We start from the raw sequence: 16,376 nt of genomic DNA on the forward strand, positions 1-16,376 counted from the left end.
CCGTCATGAGCTTTTCCAGTGCAGGTTATCAGTTGCAGCCGGTGCTGCCGGAGCTGGTGCTCGCGGTCGGCGCCATGGTGCTGTTGATGATCGGAGCCTATCGCGGGCAGGGGACGACGCGGCTCGTCACGGCGCTGGCGATCTGTCTCCTGGTGCTGACCGGCGTGCTGGAGCTCTGGTTGCCGGCCGGCAAGCTCGTGACCTTCGGCGGCAGCTTCATCGTCGATGATTTCGCGCGCTTCCTGAAGGTCCTCGCGCTGATCGCCTCGGCGGCAACCCTGATCCTGTCGACGGAGTACCTGTCACAGCCGTCGAGCCGCAACTTCGAGTTCTCGATCCTGGTGCTGCTGTCGACGCTCGGCATGATGGTGCTGATCTCGGCCGGCGACCTGATCTCGCTCTATCTCGGCCTCGAGCTGATGAGCCTTGCGCTCTACGTCGTCGCCGCCAGCCAGCGCGACAACGCCAAGTCGAGCGAGGCGGGCCTGAAGTATTTCGTGCTCGGGGCGCTGTCGTCGGGCATGCTGCTCTACGGCGCCTCGCTGATCTACGGCTTCACCGGCACCGTCAGCTTCGCCGGCATCGCCGCGGCGGCAACCACCGGCAGCATTGGTATCGTGTTCGGCCTGGTGTTCCTGCTCGCCGGTCTCTGCTTCAAGGTGTCGGCGGTGCCGTTCCACATGTGGACGCCCGACGTCTATGAGGGCGCGCCGACGCCGGTGACGGCGTTCTTCGCCTCCGCCCCGAAGGTCGCGGCGCTCGCGGTGTTCACCCGCGCGACGCTGACCGCGTTCCCGGGCATCGTCACCCAGTGGCAGCAGATCCTGGTGTTCGTGGCGATCGCCTCGATGGCGCTGGGCTCATTCGCGGCGATCGGCCAGAGCAACATCAAGCGGCTGATGGCCTATTCCTCGATCGGCCATATGGGCTTTGCGCTGGTCGGCCTCGCCTCCGGCACGGTCGAGGGCGCCCAGGGCGTCCTGATCTACATCACGATCTACGTCGCGATGACACTCGGTTCCTTCAGCATCATCCTGGCGATGAAGCGCAACGGCCAAGCGCTGGAGCAGATCAGCGATTTCGCCGGCCTGTCCCGCACCAACCCGCTGCTCGCCTTCATCTTCGCGATGCTGCTGTTCTCGCTGGCCGGCGTGCCGCCGCTCGCCGGGTTCTTCGGCAAGTGGTACGTGTTCGTCGCCGCGATCAAGGCCAATCTGTTCACGCTCGCCGTGATCGGCGTGCTGACCAGCGTGGTGGGCGCGTTCTACTATCTGTCGATCGTCAAGGTGATGTATTTCGACCAGCCGCTCGGCAAGCTCGACCCGGTCCGCGTCGAGCTGCGCACCGTGCTGGCGGTCGCCGGCATCTTCAATATCTTCTACTTCGCCTATCCGGGCCCGCTGGTGAGTGTGGCCACGGCGGCGGCCAAATCACTATTTTGACGCGTGCGGTTCCGAAATCGGGATGCTGGCTTTCGGAACCAATCATGCGCATAACGCTGACATGACCTTCACGCTCGGGCCCCGGGCCATAGCGGCGGGCTACCGGCTCGCCGCCTTCGATCAGATCGGCTCGACCAATGCCGAGGCGATGCTGCGCGCCCGCGACGGCGAGCAGGGGCCGATGTGGTTCGTGACGCCGGAACAGACCGCGGGCCGCGGGCGGCGGCAGCGGGTCTGGGTCGCGCCGCGCGGCAATCTCGCCAGCACGATCCTCGAGGTGACGGACGTCCAGCCGGCAGTCGCCGCCACCCTCGGCTTTGCCGCCGGGCTGTCGCTCGAAGCCGCGCTGCGGAAGGTCAGCATCGAGGCGGCGCTGCGGCTCGGGCCGGACAGCCCGAAGTTCACCCTGAAATGGCCGAACGACGTGCTGGCCAACGGCAAGAAGCTCTCGGGCATCCTGCTGGAGGCCGAGGCCATCGGGAGCCGGCTGGCGGTCGTGGTCGGCATCGGCACCAATGTCGTCGCAGCACCCGAGGGGACGCCGACGCCGGCCGTATCGCTCGCGGGGCTCGGCATCCAGATCGGGGCGGAGGAGCTGTTTGCCGCGCTGTCGGACGCCTGGGTCGAGTTTCGCGGCATCTGGGACGACGGCCGCGGCTTCCCCGAGATCCGCAGGCTGTGGCTGGAGCGCGCGGCCGGGCTCGGTGAGAAGGTCGCGGTCCAGACCGGCTCGGCGACCCTTGAGGGCACGTTCGACACCATCGATGATACCGGCTGCCTGATCGTCCGCACCGCTGATGGCGAGCGCCTGCCCGTGACGGCGGGCGAGGTCTATTTCGGCTCCGCAGCCTCGGTGAGGGCGAACTGATGGCGCGTCCGGACGAGCTCACCTTTGCGCCGCTCGGCGGCGTCGGCGAGATCGGCATGAACCTGTCGATTTACGGCCTCGGCAACCGCCACCAGCGGTCCTTCCTCGCGGTCGATCTCGGCGTCTCCTTCGGCGATGAGGAGCATCTGCCGGGCATCGACCTGATCATGCCCGACGTCCGCTTCCTCGAGAAGGAGCGCGACAATCTGGTGGGCCTCGTGCTGACGCACGCCCATGAGGATCATTTCGGCGCCATCATCGATCTCTGGCCGAAGCTCGGCTGCAAGATCTACGCGACGCAATTCAGCGCGGCGCTGTTCGAGGCCAAATGCGCCGCCGAGCGCAACCCGCCAAAAATCCCGGTCACGGTGATCCCGTCGGGCGGGCGGGTCGATATCGGTCCGTTCAATGTCGAGTTCATCCCGGTCGCGCATTCGATTCCGGAATCGCACGCGCTGGCGATCAAGACCGATGTCGGCACCGTGCTGCACACCGGCGATTGGAAGATCGATCCGACCCCGATCATCGGCCAGCCGACCGACGAGCGGCGGCTGCGCGAGCTCGGCGATGAAGGCGTGCTGGCGCTGGTCGGCGACTCCACCAATGCGGTGCGCGACGGGCGCTCGCCGTCGGAGACCGAGGTCGCCGCCACCATCAAGAAGCTGGTCAAGGCGGCCAAGGGCCGGGTCGCGGTGACGACCTTCGCCTCCAATGTCGCCCGGGTGCGGGCGGTGGCGGACGCCGCCAACGCCGCCGACCGCGAGGTGGTCGTGGTCGGCCGCGCCATGGAGCGCGTGGTGCAGGTGGCGCGCGAATGCGGCTATCTCGACAGCTCGCATAAATTCCGCAGCGCCGACTACTACGGCCATTTCCCGGCCGACAAGGTGCTGGCGCTGTGCACCGGCAGCCAGGGCGAGCCGCGCGCGGCGCTGGCGCGGATCGCCAATGACGACCATCCGCAGGTCACCCTGAACAAGGGCGACACCGTGATCTTCTCCTCCCGCACCATTCCCGGCAACGAGAAGGCGGTCGGCTCGATCATCAACAACCTCGTCATGCAGGGCGTCGAGATCATCACCGACCGCGAGCATCTGGTGCACGTCTCCGGCCATCCGCGCCGCGACGAGCTGCGCGACATGATCTCCTGGGTGCGGCCGCAGCTCTTGATCCCCGTCCATGGCGAGGCGCTGCATCTGGCCGAACACGCCAAGCTGGCGCGCGCCGCCGGCGTGCCCAAGGTCTTGACCTGCCGCAACGGCGACCTCGTCAAGCTCGGGCCCGGCGAGCCCGGCATCATCGGCGAGGTGCCGGCGGGCCGGCTCTACAAGGACGGAACCATTCTGGAGGACGCCAAGTCGCGCGCCGTGGTGGAGCGGCGGCGGATGGGCTTTGCCGGCTGCGCCTTTGTCGCCATCGCCATGACCGAGCAGGGTGAGCTCGTCGACGATCCCGAGGTTGATCTGGTCGGCATGCCGGAGAACAATGCGGCGGGCGAACTGCTCGACGACATCGTGTTCGATGTGGTGGTATCGACGATCGAGGGCCTGCCGAAGCCGCGGCGGCGCGATCCGGACGCGCTGGGGGAATCGGTGCGGCGCGCGGTGCGAGCGGCGCTGAACGAGCAATGGGGCAAGAAGCCGATCTGCGTCGTGCACGTTCTGACGGTTTGAGCCTAAGCATGATCCGGAAAAGTGCGAAGCGGTTTTCCGAAAAGATCATGCTCAACTGAAGGGAGAGAGAGATGCTGGGCCGGCTCAATCACGTCGCGATCGCGGTCAAGGACGCCAAGCAGGCCGCGAAGATCTACGGCACCGCCTTCAATGCCGAGATTTCCGATGCGGTGCCGCTGCCGGAACATGGCGTCATCACCGTGTTCGTGACGCTGCCGAACACCAAGATCGAGTTCATCGAGCCGCTGGGCGATGCCTCGCCGATCGCGAAATTCGTCGAGCGCAATGCCGACGGCGGCATCCACCATGTCTGCTACGACGTGCCCGACATCATCGCGGCCCGTGACCGCATGATCGCCGAGGGTGCGCGGGTGCTGGGCGACGGCCAGCCGAAGATCGGCGCGCATGGCAAGCCGGTGCTGTTCTTCCACCCGAAGGACTTTTCCGGCGCGCTGGTCGAGATCGAACAGGCCTGAGGCCATATGGCGTACCAGATCTCCACAGGGCTAGCGATCTACTTCGTGCTTTGGTGGCTCGTGCTGTTCCTGACGCTGCCGTTCGGCATACGCAGTCAGCACGAGGACAATGTCGGCGCTCCCGGCACCGACCCCGGCGCGCCGATCCTGGCGCGGATGGGCCGCAAGCTGCTGTGGACCACGCTGATCTCGGCAGTGATCTTCGCGATCGCGATGTGGGCCTATCATTCCGGTTATCTCTCGATCGAGCGGTTGTCGAAACTGATGGGGATGCCGTTCTGATACGCAGAAGTAGCCCGCATGAGCGAAGCGACATGCGGGATCACTTTCCCGGGTATCGCTTCGCTCACCCGGGCTACGTACCGATGGGGATGCTGTTTTAGAAACGGATGCCAATGGAGTGGGGATCAACCTCGCCCTGGCAATGTGGAGGAGGCGACCACGATGAACCTGCAGTCCCAGCCGGGCTCCGGGCAGAGCGCATATCGAATCCTGCGGGAAGCCGATCTGCGGGATTATCTCGCGGGGCTGCCCGCCGTTGTCGCGCAGCTCGGCGGCGCGCCGGCGGACTGGTCGATCAGCGAGGTCGGCGACGGCAATCTCAACCTCGTCTTCATCGTCAAGGGCGGAAGCGGCGGCCTCGCGGTCAAGCAGGCGCTGCCCTATGTGCGCCTCGTCGGCGAGAGCTGGCCGCTGCCGCTGTCGCGGGCGCATTACGAGCACATGGCGCTAGTGCATCAGGCGCGGCTGGCGCCGATGCTCGTTCCGGCCGTGCTGCATCATGATGCGCCGCTCGCGCTCACCGCGATGGAGCTGCTCGAGCCGCACATCATCATGCGCAAGGGCCTGATCGAGGCCACGCGGTACCCGCGCTTTGTCGAGGATATCTCGACCTTCCTGGCGCAGACGCTGTTCTTCACGTCCGACCTTGCGTTGTCGGCCGCGGAGAAGAAGCAGGGGATCGCCGATTTCGCCGGCAACCACGCGCTGTGCAAGATCACCGAGGATCTGATCTTCACTGATCCTTATCGCATCGCCGAGCAGAACCGCTGGACTGCGCCCTATCTCGACGCAACCGCCGCGGCGTTCCGCGAGGACCTCGACCTGCATGTCGCGATCTCCAGGCTCAAGCTGAAATTCATGGCGAGCCCGCAGGCGCTGCTGCACGGCGACCTGCATACCGGCTCGATCATGGTTACAGACAGCGAGACCAGGGTGATCGATCCCGAGTTCGCCTTCTACGGCCCGATGGGCTTCGACATCGGCGCCGTCATCGGCAACCTCCTGATGGCCTACCTGGCCTCCGCCGGCCATGAGCGCGCGCCGGGTGAGCGGGCCTCGTTCGAGGCCTGGCTGCTCGCGACCATCGAAGGCGTCTGGAGCGAGTTTTCCCGCAAGTTCCTCGCGCTGTGGCGCAGCGAGGCGAAGGGCGACGGCTATCCGGTGTCGCTGTTCGTGGGCGAGGCAGGTGCCGCGCGGCTGGAGGCGGAGCGGCAGGCGTACATGGCGCGGCTGTTCGAGGACACCGTCGGCTTCGCCGCGGCCAAGACCATCCGGCGCATCCTTGGTCTCGCGCACAACATCGACTTCGAGTGGATCGCCGACGAGAAGCAGCGCGCGATCTGCGAGGCGCGGGCCCTCAAGCTCGCCCGCAACATGATGCTGGAGGCGCGGTCCTACACGACGATCGGCGCGGTCACCTACGCCGCCCGCGAGCTGCGCCACTGGCAGCCGGATTTTGCCAGGTAGCGGGGAAGCGTAGGATGGGTGGAGCGAAGCGGTACCCATCATTCTGACCGCGCGATAAGGGTTGATGGGTTTCGCTTCGCTCTACTCGTCCTACGCAGCGCGGCTTTCCTTGCGCCCTCTTCAACGCGAGGGCGGAACGAACAGCAAGCTCGGACAAATCATGTCGCGAGAATGCGGATGTTTGACTCACAAGCGATACACACTCGGCGTCGTCCCGGCGAAGGCCGGGACCCATAACCACCAATGATCATTGTTGAGCGACGCTGGAATGACGAGTCCCTTCAACAATACCCGCCGCGGCGTATGGGTCCCTGCTTTCGCAGGGACGACGAATGGAGAGAGCTGTGTGCTCAGCTCCTTCATCCTTAATCCGCCGCCTGTTCCCGCAGACGCTGCGCGTACACGTTGATAATCAGCGCCGCGAGCAGGATCAACCCGCGGATCAGGATCTTCAGGAAGCTGTCGATATTGACGTGGTCGAGGCCGTTGTTGAGCACGCCGAGCACGAACAGGCCGACGATGGTGTTGCCGATGCCGCCGCGGCCCCCGAACAGGCTGGTGCCGCCGACCACCACGGCCGCGATCGAATCCAAGAGATAAGTGTCGAATTCGTTCTGCTGCGCGCTGCCGAAATGGGCGACGCCGAGCATGCCGCCGATCCCGGAGCACACTGCCGAGATCACCATCACGCTGCCGAGGATGAGCTTGACGTTGAGGCCGGCAAATTCCGCGGCCTCGCGGTTGCCGCCGACCATGTAGACGTAGCGGCCGAACCGCGTGTAGGTCAGCACCAGATGGCCGCCGAGCAGCATCACCGCGGCGACGATCACGATCCAGGGGATGCCGCCGATCGAGCCGGAGCCGAGCGTCGTGATCAGGTCCGGCACCTTGTAGGCGATCTGGCCGCGCACCAGCAGCGCCGAGACGCCGGCCGCGATCTGCATCATGGCGAGCGTCATGATGAAGGAGGGGATGCCGATCATGGTCAGCCCGAGCGCGTTGACGAGGCCGAGCAGCGCGCACAGCGCCAGCGCCAGCAGGATCGCGACGATGCCCGGCATCGGGACATTGGCGATGTTGACGTAGGATTCCTGCAGCGTGAAGTACGCCACCGCAATGCCGGTGACGTTGGCGATGCTGGCGATCGACAGGTCGATCTCGGCGCACAGGATCACGAAGGTGAGGCCGACGGCGATGATGCCGGTGACCGACACTTGCGTGAGGATGTTGCCGACATTGTCGATGGTGGCAAACGACGGGCTCGCGATCGCGAAGAAGGCGCTGAGGAAGATCAGCGTCAGGAACGGCGCAATGTTGCGCATCTGCGAGCGCAGGAAGGGCGCCAGCCCGCGCGACCGCTGGTGATCCGCTCGCGCCGTGGCGCCGTCACTGCTTGCCATCATGTCTCTCCATCAAGCGCGATGAGGTGGTCATCGCGCTTTCTCTGTTTGTTTGAGCATCGGAAAACCGCTTCGCACTTTTCCGGATCATGCTCTACGCCGCCTCCAGCAGCCGGTCCTTGCTGACCGCTTCGCCCGCGAATTCGCGCACCACCGCGCCGCGCTTCAGCACCAGGATCCGGTCGGCCAGCGACAGCACCGTCTCCGGCTCGGTCGACAGCACGATGATCGCCAACCCCTTGGCGCGGAGATCGCGCACGATGTTGATCACGTCGTTCTTGGCGCCGACATCCATGCCGCGGGTCGGCTCGCACAGCACCAGCACGCGCGGCGGGTAGGCGAGCCATTTTGCCAGCGCCACCTTCTGCTGATTGCCGCCGGAAAGCATGCCGAGATCGAGGCCGACCACCGGCGGGCGGATCTGCAGTTGCTCGACCTGGCGCTGGGCGATCGCACGCTCGCGCACCGGCTTGAGCAGCAGCGCCGAGATCCGTTCGAGGATGCTGATCGAGATGTTCTTGTAGACCGGCTCCTGGTGGAACAGCATGGCGCGCCGGCTTTCCGGCACCAGGGCAACGCCGGCCCGTCGCGCCGCCGCGGTGCTGCGAAACGTCTTCGCTGCGCCGCCGACCGCAAGTGTTCCGCCGTCGGGTCGCAGCTTGCCGAACAGGATCCGCGACAGCTCCAGCTGCCCGCAGCCCATGAAGCCGTAGATGCCGAGCACTTCGCCGGAGCGGGCCTCGAACGAGACGTCCTGCAGGCTGCGGCGGAGCGAGAGCTGATCGACCTTCAGCACCGCCGCGCCTCCGCCCGGTTGCGGGAGCATCAGGTCATCGGTGTAGCTGTGTTCCAGCGCCTCGCCGCCGCGGCCGATCATGGCCTCGATCAGGGCGCCCTTGGTGGTGTCCGCGGACGCGGTCTTCGCGATCTTCCGCCCGTTGCGGAACACCGTCACCACGTCGGAGACCCGCAAAATGTCCTCGATGAAGTGCGAGATGAAGACGATGCTGGTGCCTTCGTCGCGCAGCCTGTGCAGCGTCGCAAAGAGGCGTTCGACCTCGGGCGGAGAGAGGGCGGAGGTCGGCTCGTCCAGGATGATGATGCGTGCGCCGGAAAACAGCACGCGAGCGATCTCGATCAGCTGCTGCAGGCCGATCGGCAAATCGCCGAGCCGCGTCATCGGGTTGACGTCGATGCCAAACCGGGCCAGCTGCTCGCCGGCCTCGCGCGCCATCCGCCGCCATTGCACGAAGCCGAGGCGGTTGGTCGGCTGGTTGCCGAGGAACACGTTCTCGGCGACCGTGAGATCAGGCGCGACGCTGAGCTCCTGATGCACCATGCCGATGCCGGCGGCGTGCGCGTCGCGGGTGGAGCGGAAGCGGGTCTCCTTGCCGTCCAGCATGAAGCGGCCGGAGAACTCCGGATGCACGCCGGCGATGATCTTCATCAGCGTGCTTTTTCCGGCGCCGTTCTCGCCGACGAGGCCGTGGATCTCGCCGGCGTGCAGCGCGAAGTCGACCCCACGAAGGGCTTCGACACCGCCGAAGGCCTTCGTGATCTGGTGCAACTCGAGGATCGCCGAGCGTCCCTGCGTCATGAGGCCCGCTCAGATCAGGAAATGATCCTCCATCCATTGCATGCCGGCGGCGTTGGCCTTGGTCACGACGGGACCGTCGGTCACGACATTCTTCGGAATGCCCTGGCCGCTCTTTTCGCCGCCGACCACGGCGGCGACGCCCGCGACGATCGCGCCGCCATGGATGCGGCAGGACGGATTGCGGACGGTCGCGAACATGCGGCCTTCGCTGACCGCCTGAATCGCCGGCGGCATGGCGTCGACACCGCCGATCAGGATGTTGGTGCGGTTGCGCGCCTTCATGATGTTGTAGGCGGCGAGCGCCATGTCGTCATTGTGGAAGAAGGCGGCGTCGATCTGCGAGTATTTGGTCAGATAGGTTTCCCAGAGCCGCGCGGTCTTGGAGACGTCCCAGTCGGCGGGCTGGGTGTCCAGCACCTCGATGTTCGGGAACTGCTTGATGACCGAGTTGAAGCCCTTGGCGCGGCCCTGCGCGCCGGTGTGGCCGAGCGCGCCCTGGGTCATGATGACCTTGCCCTTGCCGCCGATCGCGTTGCACAGCGCCTGGGTCACCGAGGCTCCCATGAACTCGTTGTCGGGCGCGAGGAACGAGTGGACGTTAATTTGATCGAGAGGAGCAATAAGCGTGTCCATGTCGATCACGGGGGTGCCGGCGTCGATCATCTTCTGCACCGGCTGGGTCAACGTGCCGATGCCGAACGCCTGGATCGCCACGAAGTCCCATTTCTGCGACGCCATGTTGTCGATTGCGGCGCGCTGCTTGACGGCATCGAGCTGGCCGTCGAACCAGGTCACTTCGACGTTGAACAGCTTGCCCCAGAACTCGGCGGCCTGCTTGCCTTGCGCACACCATGTCGCCTGCAGTCCGGCGTTGGAGAATGCCGCCTTCAACGGCTTTTCCGAGCGTCCCGTTTCGGCGGCGAGCGCGGACGTCGTCATGCCCATTCCGCCGAACAGGCCGGCCGCAGCTCCACCTGCCGCCGCCATCTGCAGAAGGTCGCGCCGCGTCGTCGACGCCTTGTCCATCCCCTTGTCGGTCCCTGGCATTGCTTGCTCCCTCTTCGTTTTTCTGACCGTCGGCGTCTATTGCACGCGCCGCGGATAAAGCGAGTGTGTCACAATCGGAACGGTGACGCTACGGCCTCTCGTCCACGAGATGTTTCTGCTGCAGCACGATGGCTTCGATGTCGCCGAGCAGCTTGTGCCACGCAGCATCGATCTCCGCAGACCATTGCTCGCCGAGAATGTCGCGCAGCGTATCGGCGATCACCGCGAAGAATGCCACGAACAGTTCGCGCGGCGTGCCGTAGGCGTCGTGCGAGAACACTTCCGATTCGATCAGGCGAAAATGTCCGCGGCGCTCGCCGGCGAAATCGAGGATGGCTTCGATCGTCAGCTGTAGCATCGAGCCTTTCACCGGCTCGCTGCCTTCGGTGCGAAACATCGCCTGCGTCTCGGGATGTTCGCGAAACAGGCGGCGATACACGAACGGTGTCAGATCATCGCAAGCCGCTGCTGCGAGTTCAAAGCTGCGTTCGATCGGATTCAATGATGGAGCCATAGCGGATTGCGATCATCACATAAAAAAAGAGCAGGGCTCAAAGCCCTGCTCCAAAAATTGTGTCGACCCTATTTGCCCCAAAAATTCGATTTGATCTTGATTGATGGGGTGACGCTGCTTGTGCGCGTCGGGCTCCTCCCGAGACTTGGACCACCAGGACACACCTCGCGGCTGGCCTGAGCCCGAATTGGTAGACTATCTTTCCAGGCTTGTCATCATTTTCGGCAACGATTGTTCAATTTTCGAGCAATTTGCGAAATGATTGGGATGGCGCCACTGCCGGTTGTGACGGGAGATGCAAAACACGTTGCAGGGTAAGGGGATACGACTGATTTCGGAGTTGCCGTGATGCAAGTGCCACGCTCGGCTATTTCCGTCGGCTGGAAGAAACCGGACGCGTCGGCGATCTCGACTTCCGGCGTCCATGGTGGTTAGTTCCGTCCCGGATGGTTTTGCGATGCGCCGGCGGCTGAAGAATTTTCTGCCCATCGTCCTGGTTGCCCTGCTGGTGCAGATTCTTGCGCCGATCGGGGCCTGCTGGGCGGCGAGCCTTGCCGCGTCCGATCCGCTCGCGGCCGCCACCATCTGCCACGGCGATGCCGGCTCCGGAGCCGGGCAGGGCGACCAGACCGGTCACGACGCCCATGACGGCTGCTGCTCGGCGTGCAGCGTGCTGCAGACCGGTGCGCCCGTTGATGGCCCGCAAGTTACGGCCCAGGCCGTCGAACGCCTGCCGAGGCGGATCGCCTGGCTTGATTTCGCCTCCGAGTTCGATCGTTCGCGCGCCGGCCTCTCGGCGCAAGCCCGCGCGCCGCCGTTGTTTTCCTGACGACCTTGTCGCTGCCGGTGCGTCCCGCGCCGGCAAGTGCCCTTAAGCAAGCCGGCCGAAGTGCCGGTGTCAGGATTCATCCATGTTTCGCTATCACCCGCTGGAGGCGGCAAGCGTGCTCGCGCTGGGCGCGACGCTTTGCGCATTGCCGTCCGCTGCCGAAGCCCAGGCGCCCAGCACAGAGCTGCCCTCCGTCACCGTCGAGGCGCCCCGGACGGCGGCGCGCGCCAAGCCGGCGGCGCAGAAGCCGCGCGTTCGTGCCGCGTCCGTGCGGCGGCCGCCGAAGCCGGCGACAGCGCCAGCCGTGACGGCGGCCCCAGCGGACGGCGCGAGGCCGGGGGAGACGCTTGCCGCGACCCGCGACGGTTTGAACCGGGCGCCGACAGGCCAAACGCAGACGACCATCGACCGCAGCCAGTTCGACAACCGACCGGCGTTCTCCGTCGCCGATGTGCTGCGCGACAGCCCAGGCATCTCGATCAAGCAGGGTAACGGCCCGCGTGATTTCGGCATCTCGATCCGCGGGTCGAATGCGCGGAACGGCTTCGGCATCCGCAACCTCGTCATCTTCGACGACGGTTTCCCGGTGACCCAGCCGGACGGCCTGTCGCGCAGCGACCTGATTGATCCGCATGCCTATGGCGCCATCGACGTGGTCCGCGGGCCGTCATCGGCGCTCTACGGCAATTATGCGACCGGCGGGGCGCTGAATTTCCGGACCCGGCCGGGCGGCACGATCGACGGCGTCGAGTATGGCGTCGACGGCGGCAGCTTCGGTTACCTCAACAACTATCTCGCCGCGGGCAAGAAGATCGGCAATTTCGAGGGCTCGCTGTTCGCGAGCGACGCGCGCGGTGACGGCTACATCGGCAATAGCTGGTTCAACACCCAGACCGTCAATTTCCTCGGCACGCTGCAGGTCACGCCGGACGACCGCTTCACGGTGAAGCTGATCAATAATGACCTGACGACGCGCTTGCCGATCCGCTCCTCGCTGAACCAGTTCTACCAGAACCCGTTCCAGCAGGGTTGCACGACCGGCGCGACGGCCGCGCCGGGATGCGCCACCGTGACGCTGTTCAACAATGGGTTCAACGCGGCGGCCGGGACCGACAGGGAGACCGCGCTTCAGGCGGGCCTTGGGCGCGACGACCGCCGTACCATCGTCGGCGGCCGCTGGGAGCACGACTTCGACAACCGGACCACCTGGCGCAACCAGTTCGTGTTCGACGACCGCAACATCAACCAGCCGACGGGATCGACGAGCGCGATCGGCGACTTCCCGTCCTACAACTACATGAGCGACGTCGTCAGACGCGGCGATGTGTTCGGACTGGATTCGACCACCTATTTCGGCGGCTTCTACAATACGCTCACCGCCTCGAGCGATACGCGCAATGTGATGCCGGGCGGAAATGCGACGCTCGGAAGCCTGTCGAGCAATTTGTTCAGCACGACGACAAATTACGGTGTTCGCGCACGCGAGGAACTGAAGCTCACACCTGCGCTGACCGCCGTTGCCGGCATTGGCTGGGAGACCACCAGTCTGACGGGGCGAAACACCGCCTATAGCTATGCCGGCGCGGCCGGGACCACGACCACGGCGATCACGACGGCGGACCGGCAATTCCAGAATACCGCGCCCGAGCTCGCATTGCTGTACCGGCTGAGCAGCGAGTGGCAAGTCCGTGGGCGAGTGGCAACCGGATACGGCACGCCGCAGGTCGGCAATCTGTTCGTCCTGCCGAGTGGCGCCTCGGGCAACAACACCCAGCTGCGGACGCAAAGGAATCTCGGTTACGATGTCGGTGCCGACTGGACACCGAACAACGCGCTCAAGCTCAGCGTCACCGGCTTCTACGAGTTCTTCAAGGACGAGCTCGTTTCTCAGGCCACGCCGCTTGCGGGCATCTCCTACACGTTCAACGCGCCGCGATCGGAGCATCGCGGCGTCGAGCTGGCCGCCGACTGGAAATTCCTGCCGGGCTGGCGCTTCTCGGCGGCCTACACCTATCTAGACGAGATCTACACGGAGTACGTCGAGAACATCACGAACGGCGCGGTGTTCAGCTTCAATCGCGCCGGCAACAAGATCCCCGGCATCTCACCAAACGAGCTCACGGCGCGGTTGGGCTACGACCAGTTGTCGGGTCCGTTCCAGGGACTTGGCGGGTTCGTCGAAGTGCAGTGGAAGGACAGCTTCTACATGGACAACGCCAACCTCTTGAAGGCGCCGGGCTATGAGCTGGTCAACCTCAATCTGCACTACAAGACCGATCTCGTCTCCGATTGTTTCAAGGCGCTGAACCTCTACATCGAGGTGAGGAACGTCTTCGACCGGACGTACGTGGCGTCGGCGAACAACATCTCAAATTCGGTGACCGCGGCAGGCATTCAAAATCCCGCGAGCGTACTGGCGAACTCGACCAACTCGATCTATGCCGGATCGCCGCGCGCCGTCGTGGCGGGCATGAAGATTGCGTTCAAATGAGGAGCGCATCGATGACCTATCGCAAACCGGTCGCCCTGACGCTGCTCGCAACGCTCATGCTCGCGGCCTTGCCGAACCTTGCCGTCGCGCAGATGAGCCATCAGCACGCCTCCGAAGCGGCTTGCGAAGCGACGGACCTGCGCTGCGCGACCAAGGTCACGCCCGCCTTTGGGCGGGATGGGACATTGTGGCTGGCGTGGATGGCCGGAGGTCAGATCTCCGTCGCGAGCTCAAAAGACCAGGGCAAGAGCTTTTCCACACCGGTGCAGGTCACCCGGGAGCGGCTCAATCTCGATTGGGGACCGGATGCGCGGCCGAAGCTTGCGATCGATGCCAAGGGCAACATCGCTGTGGCCTTCTCGATCTTCCGCGATCAGAATTTCAACGGTCAGGTGCTGACCACGCGATCGACCGATGGCGGGCGCAGCTTCGAGGCGCCGAAGCCGATCACCGCGAGCAATGAGAGCCAACGGTTCGAGGCGATCGGCTTCGATCCTGCGGGGGCGGTGTTTGCCGCGTGGCTCGACAAGCGTAACCGCGTTCCGGCGCAGCAGCGCGGCCAGAAATATGATGGTGCCGGATTGTTTTTCGCGTCATCCGGAGATGGCGGAGCAACCTATTCCGACGCGCGGCTCGTCGCCGACAACACCTGCGAGTGCTGCCGCCTCGCGCTGGCATTCGATGGCGCGGGCCGTCCGGTGGTCGTGTTCCGGAACATCTTTGAGGGCGGCGTGCGCGACCATGCGATCGTGACGTTCTCCGACCTGGCTACGCCCGGCGAGATCCATCGGGTGAGCCGCGACGACTGGCAGATCGCGGCCTGTCCGCATCACGGTCCGAGCCTGACCATATCGCCCGAAGGAACCTACCACGTGACGTGGTACACCAACGGCAAGGCGCGCAAGGGATTGTTCTATGCGCGATCGCGCGACGGCGGCAAAACCTTCTCTGACCCGCTTCCGGTCGGTCAGCCGAACCGCAGCCCTTCACGGCCGCAGATTGTCGCGGGGCCGCAGGGGCTCGTGATGGCATGGAAGGAATTCGACGGGCAGAAGACGACAGTCGACCTCATGACGTCGCACGATGATGGAGCGACATGGTCGAAGCCGACGGTGATCGCGGACACCGCCGACAGTTCCGACCATCCGCTGCTCGTCTCGGACAGCCGTCAGACCTATCTGTCGTGGATGACGAAGGCCGACGGCTACCATTTTCAGGCGATCGAGGGCGAACCATGAAGCGTTATCTGCTCGCGGCGCTGGTCCTGCTCGCAACGCTGACGTCCGCATTGGCGGCGGGAGAGGGCGCGCCAAAGCCGTTCGAACGCGGCAGCTGGCAGAAGCTGCTGCATGCGCATGCCGGTCGTCCGACCCTGGTGCACTTCTGGGGAGTGACCTGCGGACCATGCAAGGTCGAGCTGCCGGAGCTTGGCCAGTTCATGAAGGATCATCCCGGAATCGATGTCGTCACAATCAGCGCGGATCTGGTTCCCAACCTTCCGGAGGCGACGCGATCGATGCTGGATCGCGCCGGCCTCGGCGCGGCCGAAAACTGGATTTTCGACGACGGCTTTGCCGAGCGGTTGAGATTTGAGATCGATCCGGCCTGGCAAGGCGATATCCCGCGAACCATGCTGATTTCCCGGGATGGAACGATCACGACGATCGAAGGGTCGGCCGAAATCGCCGATCTGAACAAATGGTCCAGCGCCCAGTCGGCAGCAACCCGATGACACTTGAATTTCAACTTGAAAGGAAATCCGTCGCCATGAAGACGCTCCCCCGCATCCTTGCCCTCGCAGGGCTGACCGCTGCACTCGTCTCGACGTCCGCGCGCGCCGAGGACGTCAAGGCCGGCGACCTCGTGATCACGCAGGCCTGGACGCGCGCAACGCCGAACGGCGCCAAGATCGGCGGCGGCTACCTGACGATCGAGAACAAGGGGACGACGCCCGACCGGCTGGTGTCAGGCACCGGCGATGTTGCCGGCAAGATCGAAGTCCACGAGATGTCGATGGACAATGGCGTGATGAAGATGCGTGCGCTCGACAAGGGCCTCACCATCGAGCCCGGCAAGACCGTGAAGCTCGCGCCGGGCGGCTATCACCTGATGATGTTCGATCTGAAGAATCCGCTGAAGCAGGGCGACAAGGTGCCGGTCACGCTCGAGTTCGAAAAGGCCGGCAAGGTCTCGGTCTCGCTGGACGTGCAGGCCGTCGGCGCGCAGGGGCCGGGCGGCGGTCATTCCGGCCATGGCGACCATTCAGGTCACATGGACATGAAGAAGATGTGAG

General features: G+C 64.9%; 15 protein-coding genes. 11 read left to right on the forward strand and 4 right to left on the reverse strand.

The genetic code is table 11. From position 1 onward, the window contains the following. The first annotated feature begins 5 nt into the window (after positions 1 to 5). The 6 genes from nuoN (at position 6) to mtnK (ending at position 6,205) form a co-directional block, all read left to right on the forward strand. Positions 6 to 1,442 (forward strand): NADH-quinone oxidoreductase subunit NuoN, encoded by a 1,437-nt coding sequence (gene nuoN / locus QA635_RS21005; RefSeq protein WP_283071438.1) that lies wholly within the window; start codon positions 6 to 8, stop codon positions 1,440 to 1,442. Positions 1,443 to 1,503: 61 nt separating this feature from the next. Then, complete coding sequence (locus tag QA635_RS21010) at positions 1,504 to 2,310, forward strand: biotin--[acetyl-CoA-carboxylase] ligase (RefSeq protein WP_283071738.1); 807 nt, start codon at positions 1,504 to 1,506, stop codon at positions 2,308 to 2,310. Continuing rightward, positions 2,310 to 3,980 carry a ribonuclease J gene (locus tag QA635_RS21015; protein ID WP_283071440.1) on the forward strand — a complete coding sequence of 557 codons (1,671 nt, stop codon included), beginning with the start codon at positions 2,310 to 2,312 and terminating at the stop codon, positions 3,978 to 3,980. Before QA635_RS21010 ends, QA635_RS21015 begins: the two co-directional genes overlap by 1 nt. 71 nt (positions 3,981 to 4,051) lie before the next feature. Then, entirely contained in the window at positions 4,052 to 4,456 is a 405-nt protein-coding gene (gene mce / locus QA635_RS21020; protein WP_024583489.1) for a methylmalonyl-CoA epimerase, read from the forward strand. 6 nt (positions 4,457 to 4,462) lie between these two features. Continuing rightward, the gene (locus QA635_RS21025) at positions 4,463 to 4,738 is read left to right on the forward strand and encodes a DUF1467 family protein (RefSeq protein ID WP_283071443.1); all 276 of its coding nucleotides are present in this window, start codon (positions 4,463 to 4,465) and stop codon (positions 4,736 to 4,738) included. 162 nt (positions 4,739 to 4,900) lie between these two features. Beyond that, positions 4,901 to 6,205, forward strand: coding sequence for an S-methyl-5-thioribose kinase (mtnK, locus tag QA635_RS21030; RefSeq protein ID WP_283071445.1), 1,305 nt, complete (start codon positions 4,901 to 4,903; stop codon positions 6,203 to 6,205). A 365-nt stretch (positions 6,206 to 6,570) separates the two neighbouring features. On the opposite strand, the gene QA635_RS21035 is transcribed toward mtnK, so the two are convergent. From QA635_RS21035 to QA635_RS21050, 4 genes are all read right to left on the reverse strand, one after another. After that, on the reverse strand, positions 6,571 to 7,605 hold the full coding sequence (locus tag QA635_RS21035) for an ABC transporter permease (protein WP_038385101.1): 1,035 nt from the start codon (positions 7,603 to 7,605) through the stop codon (positions 6,571 to 6,573). A 94-nt stretch (positions 7,606 to 7,699) separates the two neighbouring features. After that, entirely contained in the window at positions 7,700 to 9,202 is a 1,503-nt protein-coding gene (locus tag QA635_RS21040) for a sugar ABC transporter ATP-binding protein (protein ID WP_283071447.1), read from the reverse strand. 9 nt (positions 9,203 to 9,211) lie between these two features. Beyond that, positions 9,212 to 10,249 (reverse strand): sugar ABC transporter substrate-binding protein, encoded by a 1,038-nt coding sequence (locus QA635_RS21045; protein ID WP_057016480.1) that lies wholly within the window; start codon positions 10,247 to 10,249, stop codon positions 9,212 to 9,214. Between the two features lie 88 nt (positions 10,250 to 10,337). Further along, the gene (locus QA635_RS21050; protein WP_283071449.1) at positions 10,338 to 10,763 is read right to left on the reverse strand and encodes a globin; all 426 of its coding nucleotides are present in this window, start codon (positions 10,761 to 10,763) and stop codon (positions 10,338 to 10,340) included. A 457-nt stretch (positions 10,764 to 11,220) separates the two neighbouring features. On the opposite strand from QA635_RS21050, the gene QA635_RS21055 reads away from it, so the two are divergent. The 5 genes from QA635_RS21055 to QA635_RS21075 all read left to right on the forward strand — a co-directional run bounded on the left by QA635_RS21055 (position 11,221) and on the right by QA635_RS21075 (position 16,375). Next, positions 11,221 to 11,592, forward strand: a complete 372-nt coding sequence (locus QA635_RS21055; protein ID WP_283071450.1) for a DUF2946 domain-containing protein — start codon at positions 11,221 to 11,223, stop codon at positions 11,590 to 11,592. An 82-nt stretch (positions 11,593 to 11,674) separates the two neighbouring features. Then, entirely contained in the window at positions 11,675 to 14,083 is a 2,409-nt protein-coding gene (locus tag QA635_RS21060; RefSeq protein WP_283071451.1) for a TonB-dependent receptor family protein, read from the forward strand. Between the two features lie 11 nt (positions 14,084 to 14,094). After that, positions 14,095 to 15,321 carry a sialidase family protein gene (locus QA635_RS21065; RefSeq protein ID WP_283071453.1) on the forward strand — a complete coding sequence of 409 codons (1,227 nt, stop codon included), beginning with the start codon at positions 14,095 to 14,097 and terminating at the stop codon, positions 15,319 to 15,321. Then, positions 15,318 to 15,815: a TlpA family protein disulfide reductase gene (locus QA635_RS21070; protein WP_283071455.1), complete on the forward strand. Its 498-nt coding sequence runs from the start codon at positions 15,318 to 15,320 to the stop codon at positions 15,813 to 15,815. Before QA635_RS21065 ends, QA635_RS21070 begins: the two co-directional genes overlap by 4 nt. Positions 15,816 to 15,850: 35 nt before the next feature. After that, positions 15,851 to 16,375, forward strand: coding sequence for a copper chaperone PCu(A)C (locus QA635_RS21075; RefSeq protein ID WP_168855893.1), 525 nt, complete (start codon positions 15,851 to 15,853; stop codon positions 16,373 to 16,375). Position 16,376: the final 1 nt, after the last annotated feature.

Origin of the sequence: Bradyrhizobium brasilense (assembly GCF_029714345.1) — a bacterium.
Lineage (GTDB): Bacteria > Pseudomonadota > Alphaproteobacteria > Rhizobiales > Xanthobacteraceae > Bradyrhizobium > Bradyrhizobium australafricanum.